The sequence below is a fragment of the Butyrivibrio sp. INlla21 genome, from assembly GCF_900116875.1.
In the GTDB taxonomy this organism is placed as follows: Bacteria; Bacillota; Clostridia; order Lachnospirales; family Lachnospiraceae; genus Butyrivibrio.
On the sequence record NZ_FPCC01000051.1, the window covers coordinates 1 to 7,370 of the forward strand.

Here is a 7,370-nt window from a genome sequence, read left to right on the forward strand (position 1 = left end):
AAAGGGATTTTAATGAGTGTGACAGGATCCATGCTGGGCCTGCCCATATCTGATGAATACTTATCTTCAACAAGGTCATATATGAATGACCAGTCAATTGCTTTATCAATAAGCCTGAGCATGTGATCCTGAGGTACCAGATCATCCATGCTCACAAACTGCATCTGTTCACGCTTTCTTTCGGTATTAGAAGTCATCATAAAGGCTATCCCCATCCACAACTTTGATACTTTTATTATACCATAAAAAGTGCCTCAATCCCAGATAAATACAGGGCTTGTGACACTTTTTAAAAGAAAAATCCACAGCATTTGCCGTGGACTTTGTCTACAGTCTGACGCAAGACGATAAACGTCTTGCGTTTTTTATTTTCATATCTTTACGCCTGAGCTGAAGGTTCGGTGTTGTTCTTATTATCCGAAACAGACGCGATTACTTTCTCTATAGCACCTTTTACAGCAGGTATGTTGATAATTATAAGTGTGATTGCCATTTCTATAAGAATATAGCTGTAGTTATATACGATGGGATACACAGCCGCGAGGCTCTTAGGAAAACTCTCCGGCATGTAATCCATCCAAAAAATATAGCCTCCGAGTGTATGGAAAAGCCCTCTCACAAGAGCAGCAACAACATATCCTGTAATAAGTCCTTTCTTCTTGCCATACCAAAATCCAACGATTCCAAGTGCTGTGAAAGCAAAGAAATAATCGCAGCATGTCTGGAAAGGTGTCAGGAAATATTTACCGCCGGTCTGAATAAACTGAAGAATGCTGTATGCAAAAGCTGCAGATAATCCTATGCGTATACCAAATGTGTAACCCACAAGACAAACAAAGAACATGGAGAACAATGTTACAGAACCGCCCATGGGAAGCTCATACTTAACGTATGAAGTGATAAATGCAAGTGCAACCGCTACACCGGCAAATGTAAGACCTTTTGCAGTCATTTCCTTAGTATTTTGTCTTTTGGAAATAAAGGACGCTGCAATGAAAATCACGAGCAAAAGAATCGCCACAGCCAGATAGTAACCCGCACCGGTCAGCTCGTAGTGATCTTCGATGAAACTGATAAACTTGGACATAAAAATAACCTCCTGCATTTCGCTAAGAGGGTGTGTGAAAACTTAGGTTTTCTAAATATGCTTCCTTACGCCGGTATTGCCCGGTTCAAGTAATGAGGGTAAGAACATCGTTCTATCTCAGCATCTGCACCCCTAGCTTATTTTATTTTTTCAAACCAAGTTTATGCCTGTGACGCCCAAAAGTCAATCACGCTATCTACTTTCAGGACTCATACGCGAATTCCAACTTAAAGCTTTCAAAGCTATTATTTATAATGTAATTATAATACAGTGTCTAACCAATAAATCTTCATTGCATATTTCATGAATCTTTTTGGTGCTCATTTTATCCGAATAATCTTTTTTTATAATCAAAATTCAAAGCAATTATTTCATTAAAAGGGACTACTTTCTTCTCGGCCTTCTCAACATCGCATTCTTTTGCCCATAGGAATGGATAAACCAAAATTCCTTGGTCTACGGAAACATCTTCTGCAATACTATTCCAGTTGTCCCATCTCATAGCCTCATAAAAATCATCTATATTTCCTTGCAACGCCCATGAAATAAAATCACTATATTTCATAGCCAAATTTTCCCACTCAAGTGTATCCGGAGCAAAATACCATATATTGTTTTTCCCATCTTCAAATCTGTTTATATTGATAGCAAATAATCCACCTAAAATATCCGATGCAACAATAAATAAACCAGCTATTTCCTGAGAATCTTCAATAATCTTGTTATAATACTCTATTCCATTATTACTATTTGTTTGCCCCATAATTCGTATCCAATTATCTATAATAATTCCACTAGAATTACATACAATCTCATATAATAACGTTTTTTCCGGAATATTTAATGTCAAGCATTGCTCTCTGCCAACTTGCTCTTCTCCTTCGAATAATATTATATTTCTATTGCTTTTTTCAATATATGCCTTTACCTCATGCCAATTTCCCATACTCAATCTCCATCAGTTATTTTTATTTTATATTTTGTTCCATCCGGATAATCTCTAAGTTGATGAGAAAGCGAAGAACCTGCCCCCCTGTTATCCGATGGTGAAATATGTTTAACGCTTGAGCCTTTTCCACCTTCTTGACAGAGAGTCTCCCACTTATGGTTATACAAGCATCCGCTTCTTGCCTATCATAACCACCGCTTGCCGATACCCCTATTGAAAAATTGAGTATCAGAAACAGACTGACGACCATCATCAGCAGACACTTCAATATTCTCTTATTCTTGATGACAGCCACCTCCTGTCTCTGTAATACTTTCAGTTTCTGTCATTCTATCACAACAAATTAGATACTGCCATACTTCCAAGCCAAATACTTCAAAAAGTCTAACTAATCTCTTATTCCTAAGATGCTTCTTTCGTTACATCACAGGAATCTGATACCTTATCTTCCTTACTTTCAAGAGCTTCTGGCATCACATAAGCTGTCTTATTCTTAAGCATGGCATATATAACCTTAACCAGCTTCCTTGAAATACATATCAAAGCCTGCTTCGGATTCTTACCTTCCAACAGCTTCTGCGCATAATAGTTTCTGAAATATGGATTTCTTGGCTTACCACTTGGCGATATCTGTATCTGCTGTACCGCCAGATAATAAATGGTAGCTTGCAGTCTTCGGTTACCTTGCTTAGTGGCATAATCCTTATTCTTACCTGCTGAGCCATACGGCATAGGTGCGATACCTGCATACCGAGCTAACTTCTCTGAACTCTTAAACCTTCTTATATCGCCAATCTCAGCTATAAGTTTCATGGACATGATTATCTTCATACCTGGCATTGTTGCAAGTGTAAGTCCAAGTTCCTTATACAATCTCTCAAGCTCTGAATCAATCTCTGCAAGCATTTTATCTGAATGCTGTATATCAGAAATGATACCCCTAGTTACGATGTCTCTGGAATCCTGATACTCACAAACCTTTGATGTATCCGCTGATACAATCTCATAGATATTTTGACACACCTTACTTGAACACTTGTTATGACTTACAGGTAATAATTCTTCTCTGATATCATCTACCGAAACTCCAATCAGATACTTACGAGATGGATATGTCTCAAAGAAATGCAGTGCAGTCGGTCTTGATATATCTTGAAAGAACTCTTTGTAATACGGATATGCACGATGTAACTGCTCATGCAACTGATTAACCAGTCGCACTCTCTGATTCATTATCGTGTCCCTACGATGTACCAACTGTTGAATACTCCAGTATTCATCCAAAGGACAGGCATCTGGCAGTTTATTGAATTCATGGATTCCTGCCATAGCAATAGCTCTCGCATCATCCTCATCCGATTTACGATACATGGCTCTGTGCTTCGCTTGGCGATTAGATAATGCTGGATTGACATCTTTAACTATATAACCCTTATCTATCAGCCATACAGCCAATGCTCTACCATAACCATAGGCATTCTCAAGACAGTAGAAAGCTTCAACCTCTACCCCTTGTGACAGCTTCATCTTCTGAATACACTTCTTTACCTTGCGTTCCAGCTTTGAAAAATCTGTTGGAACATTATCAAATGTTATAGTTCCCAACTCTTTACCACAGCTATCTAATACCATAGCTGTATGAGTCAGCTTGTGCAGGTCAATACCTACAAATAAATAATCACATAATCTCATAATAGATGAATCCTCCTTAATCAAAATATCGAAAGCCTCAACAATTAAATCGTGTTTGGGAATTACGCATAGCAACCCAACCGACAAGGGTGGAATATTCGTACATTTCTGGTCAGACTCATAGTATTGATACAGACAATACCGCTGACTTTACAGGAGCAAATAACCCACACATGAATGCAGGCAACTATCAAAGACTTACGAACCGCTTTGGAAGTTGTCGTGTATGTTAACTCTGGTTCAGATGCTATTCAAGTCATTTTTGAAAAAATCCAGAGTTAATACGAAAATCATTTTCAGCATCTATTATACCAAACGCACTTTTTCACACATGCCCCACAGAAGCCTTATTTCATGCACTTTGTGAGCAATTCAGAAGCCCAGATTTGACGATTACAGACAGGAATGGAGTAATTCGACAGGTTAATAGAAAACAGAGCAGATATGAGGGCGTGTCAAGCACTTTTTTCAAAATATTTGCAGGATGCCGACCACATCAAAAAAACAGCATACCCCAGAGCAGAGAAAAAGCTGTAGTTGCCTGTTATTCAACAAGTAGCCTACAGCCTTTTAACTTTATCTTATATTTTCAATGCGATATCACCTAATCAATTATCATACACTTATAAAATTGACAACGCGCCTTCCGCCTCTATCACTGATATTTACCCCAGACACACGCTCTTAAGTATGACCTCTTCCATCTCCTTTGTTCCGATACCGATATATTTCTGCGTAGTATCCAGACTGGAATGTTGCAGAAGATTTCTGACAAGCTCTATATTATAATCACTGTTGATGTAAGCATTCGTTGCAAATGCCTTACGAAAAGAATGTGTGCCGATACCATCAAGCCCCAGATACTCACAGGTTATTTTAAGAAGCTTTGACACCACTCGCTCCGATATCGGAAAGAGCTTCTGTGTAGGTAGGATATTATGAGCATTGGCATATTCTTGGATAAAGAGATACACATCTATAGGTATGGTATACCCTCTATGCTTCCCAGTCTTCTGCTCTGTGATATCAAAGCAATACCTCTTGCCATCTTTCACAAGATTACACATACGAAGCTCCAACACATCACCTATACGGATACCGAGATTATATTCTATAGTAAGAACTGTGGCTATCCTCTCATTCGGCTGTCTGACTACCCCATCATTATCTGTAAAGCCTGTTCTGATCGTACTTACAATCAGCTTAAATGTATCTTCATCAATGCACCTTGAACGCTTATTCATAAACCTCACCAATCCTTTAATCTCGCATATAAATCTCAATAGATATATCTGTCGGAATCATGACCGTAACTGGAGCATACAAAAATGTATGTCTTGCAATAGTTCCTATAACAAGGATTTCAAGTTCCTATATTTCATCATCAGAATCAGAAAAGCCAGTATATAAAGGATAGTTCCTATAATAACCATTATAAGCTCTCTGATATCGGAACACTTGAAAAACATATATCATGACTACCCCGACAATGAGATTAAAACAAAATCAGCGATACTCAAAGCACCTTCAGTTTTGATAAAGTTCCTTAAAACAGCAGGGAGATATCACAAAGGATTTTAACTACAGATAATTTTTCAATAATCATACTACAGCAATCTACTGTTTTTCAGAACACCCCAAAAATAAACGGATATTTCCAGAAAGAAAAGCCTTGATTATAAAATCATGATGAAATGCATCAAAAAACAAATCATAAACTGCATCATCCGATACCTTCACGCATCACCGACAAATCAAATAATCCAATAAACTCTACCGCCAAAGTTCCTATATCAGAATCCGAATCTACAAAGCATATACAGAACTTAAAACAGATTAAGTCAGAGAATAACAATATAATCTCAAAACAGAAGCAGGTTAAGATTTCATCAATACCAGTACTACTCATAACAGTATCAGCTTATATTAATTCAAAGGAAGTAGAGATGATAACAGATTCAGTTATTATGAGAACAGCTACAGAAACCATGATAACAAATATCCACAATCTTATGAATGCCGATAATTACGACTATACTACCCCTCTCTAATCTACCAATATTTTAATATTTCTCACCGCAACAACTGACCGAAAATACTATGGATTCAGACAACGGATATCATGTAGCAGAAAGAATATCGGTTACGGTAACTTAGGAAAATCTTCACTTTAGATTCAAATTATCAGTTTTTCAGTACTGTTCTATGTGATAACCTTTTTAGCTCCGAATCCTCTCAGAATCTCTGGAACATCTGCATCCATTGGTCTGATATTTGATTCATCTGGTGTAGTTCCATTAAGACCACGCTTGCAGATTTCCTTGATTTTCCACAATGGGTCTATCGGCTTAACTGGCTTATCTGGCACTACCGCCTTATTAGTCTTTCTCCAATATCTGCCAGAACCAGTACCTTTCTTTTGATAATACCGCTTGTCAACAATGTTTCCTTTTTCTTTATCGCCTATGACGAAGGACTGTCTAAATGACATATAATAATTCTTTAGCCTTTCCTTAATAGCCTTATTTTCAACACGCTCAACTGTCGGTCTTTTCATTCCTCTACTGCAAGAGTATAAGGGCATACCTGTAGGATAGTATTTGAGTCTCTCACATTTTATAAATTTTTTATTTATCCCACCTACATTCTTTGTAACTATATTTGTGTTAGATACCCCATCTTTTGTCTTTTCAATCTGTTCTCTCTCATACTCCGACAGAATATCAAAACTTATATCAGCAGAATCATCACTGTTATCATCATCTACATATTCAACATCCGACAGATACGCTCTGAAATATAGAGCAAGTGTATCTGCGTCATAGACTTTTTGAGTATCTGTCATACCATACCCCCATAAATCAGAAATATCTTGATTACTGATATAAGGAGCTTTTGAATCAAATATCAGAAGTAAGTGAATATGCCAAGCATTACCATGATTCTCACCTTGTGGCTCAGCTACTGCGATAAATTTGAAATAAGACTTTGACTCTGGTAGCTTCTGTTTCTTCAGATAACTTCGGAGCTTACGCAGAAAAGCCTTATTGTCTTTGAATACTCTCTTACAATCTGTCATTTCTTCTCTGTATGTCAATGTAATCCATTTGCAGTTTGCAGGATTGGTTGCATTGCAACGAATCAAATCCATTAAAGAATTGATACTCTTCCGAACACTTTTTGGTGACTGAAAACGATTTTCTGAATGTCGACGTTTCTTCACCTCGCCTGTCGATAAATCCACGAACTCATCCTTTGATAGATTTTTAATCGGACACTTCCTGTTTTTACCAGCAGTAAAAGTAACCTGTGCTGTGTTACCTGCGTAAGCGTCAAATAATCCGCCTATCTGTAAAATAAACGCCGCAGGTTTATTTGCGGCGTGGTTTACGGCAGTTATCTGGTAATGTCTCGGACCATGGTAATAACTGATCCAGACTTGCCGTATCTATATTTCCATTCTCATCACGGAGCTTTGGAAGTTCTGTAAGGAGGTGATCAACGTAGTAATAGGAACTGAGGTTATTTAATCTTGCAGTCTCAACAACTGAATAGATCACAGCACTGGCTTTCGCGCCTCTGATGGTGTTCATGAACTCCCAGTTCTTTCTGCCTATCGTGAACGGTCTTATACTTCGTTCA

6 protein-coding genes, 1 pseudogene and 1 riboswitch are annotated in these 7,370 nt (G+C 37.8%); all 7 genes and pseudogenes read right to left on the bottom strand.

The features are described from left to right. A pseudogene (locus BM377_RS15770) lies at positions 1 to 200 on the bottom strand (IS5/IS1182 family transposase); the annotation flags it as partial. A gap of 179 nt (positions 201 to 379) precedes the next feature. Next, positions 380 to 1,087, bottom strand: a complete 708-nt coding sequence (locus tag BM377_RS15775; protein WP_092250911.1) for an energy-coupled thiamine transporter ThiT — start codon at positions 1,085 to 1,087, stop codon at positions 380 to 382. A gap of 45 nt (positions 1,088 to 1,132) precedes the next feature. After that, positions 1,133 to 1,231, bottom strand: a riboswitch (TPP riboswitch). Between the two features lie 181 nt (positions 1,232 to 1,412). Beyond that, a complete protein-coding gene (locus BM377_RS15780; protein ID WP_092250913.1) occupies positions 1,413 to 2,033 on the bottom strand; it encodes a DUF2625 family protein in 621 nt (206 codons plus the stop codon). Positions 2,034 to 2,438: 405 nt separating this feature from the next. Next, positions 2,439 to 3,728: an IS110 family RNA-guided transposase gene (locus BM377_RS15790; protein WP_242948194.1), complete on the bottom strand. Its 1,290-nt coding sequence runs from the start codon at positions 3,726 to 3,728 to the stop codon at positions 2,439 to 2,441. A 665-nt stretch (positions 3,729 to 4,393) separates the two neighbouring features. Continuing rightward, positions 4,394 to 4,972 (bottom strand): tyrosine-type recombinase/integrase, encoded by a 579-nt coding sequence (locus BM377_RS15795; protein WP_092250917.1) that lies wholly within the window; start codon positions 4,970 to 4,972, stop codon positions 4,394 to 4,396. Between the two features lie 959 nt (positions 4,973 to 5,931). After that, positions 5,932 to 6,879, bottom strand: a complete 948-nt coding sequence (locus BM377_RS15805) for a rolling circle replication-associated protein (RefSeq protein WP_442857320.1) — start codon at positions 6,877 to 6,879, stop codon at positions 5,932 to 5,934. A 220-nt stretch (positions 6,880 to 7,099) separates the two neighbouring features. Next, on the bottom strand, positions 7,100 to 7,370 hold a 271-nt coding region (locus tag BM377_RS15810), incomplete at its 5' end, for a transposase domain-containing protein (RefSeq protein ID WP_143104530.1).

What these genes read in the sequence shown, in the direction of transcription:
- BM377_RS15775 (WP_092250911.1), bottom strand. Translation starts at nt 1,087, where the DNA reads ATGTCCAAGTTTATCAGTTTCATCGAAGATCACTACGAGCTGACCGGT.
- BM377_RS15780 (WP_092250913.1), bottom strand. Translation starts at nt 2,033, where the DNA reads ATGGGAAATTGGCATGAGGTAAAGGCATATATTGAAAAAAGCAATAGA.
- BM377_RS15790 (WP_242948194.1), bottom strand. Translation starts at nt 3,728, where the DNA reads ATGAGATTATGTGATTATTTATTTGTAGGTATTGACCTGCACAAGCTG.
- BM377_RS15795 (WP_092250917.1), bottom strand. Translation starts at nt 4,972, where the DNA reads ATGAATAAGCGTTCAAGGTGCATTGATGAAGATACATTTAAGCTGATT.
- BM377_RS15805 (WP_442857320.1), bottom strand. Translation starts at nt 6,879, where the DNA reads ATGGATTTGATTCGTTGCAATGCAACCAATCCTGCAAACTGCAAATGG.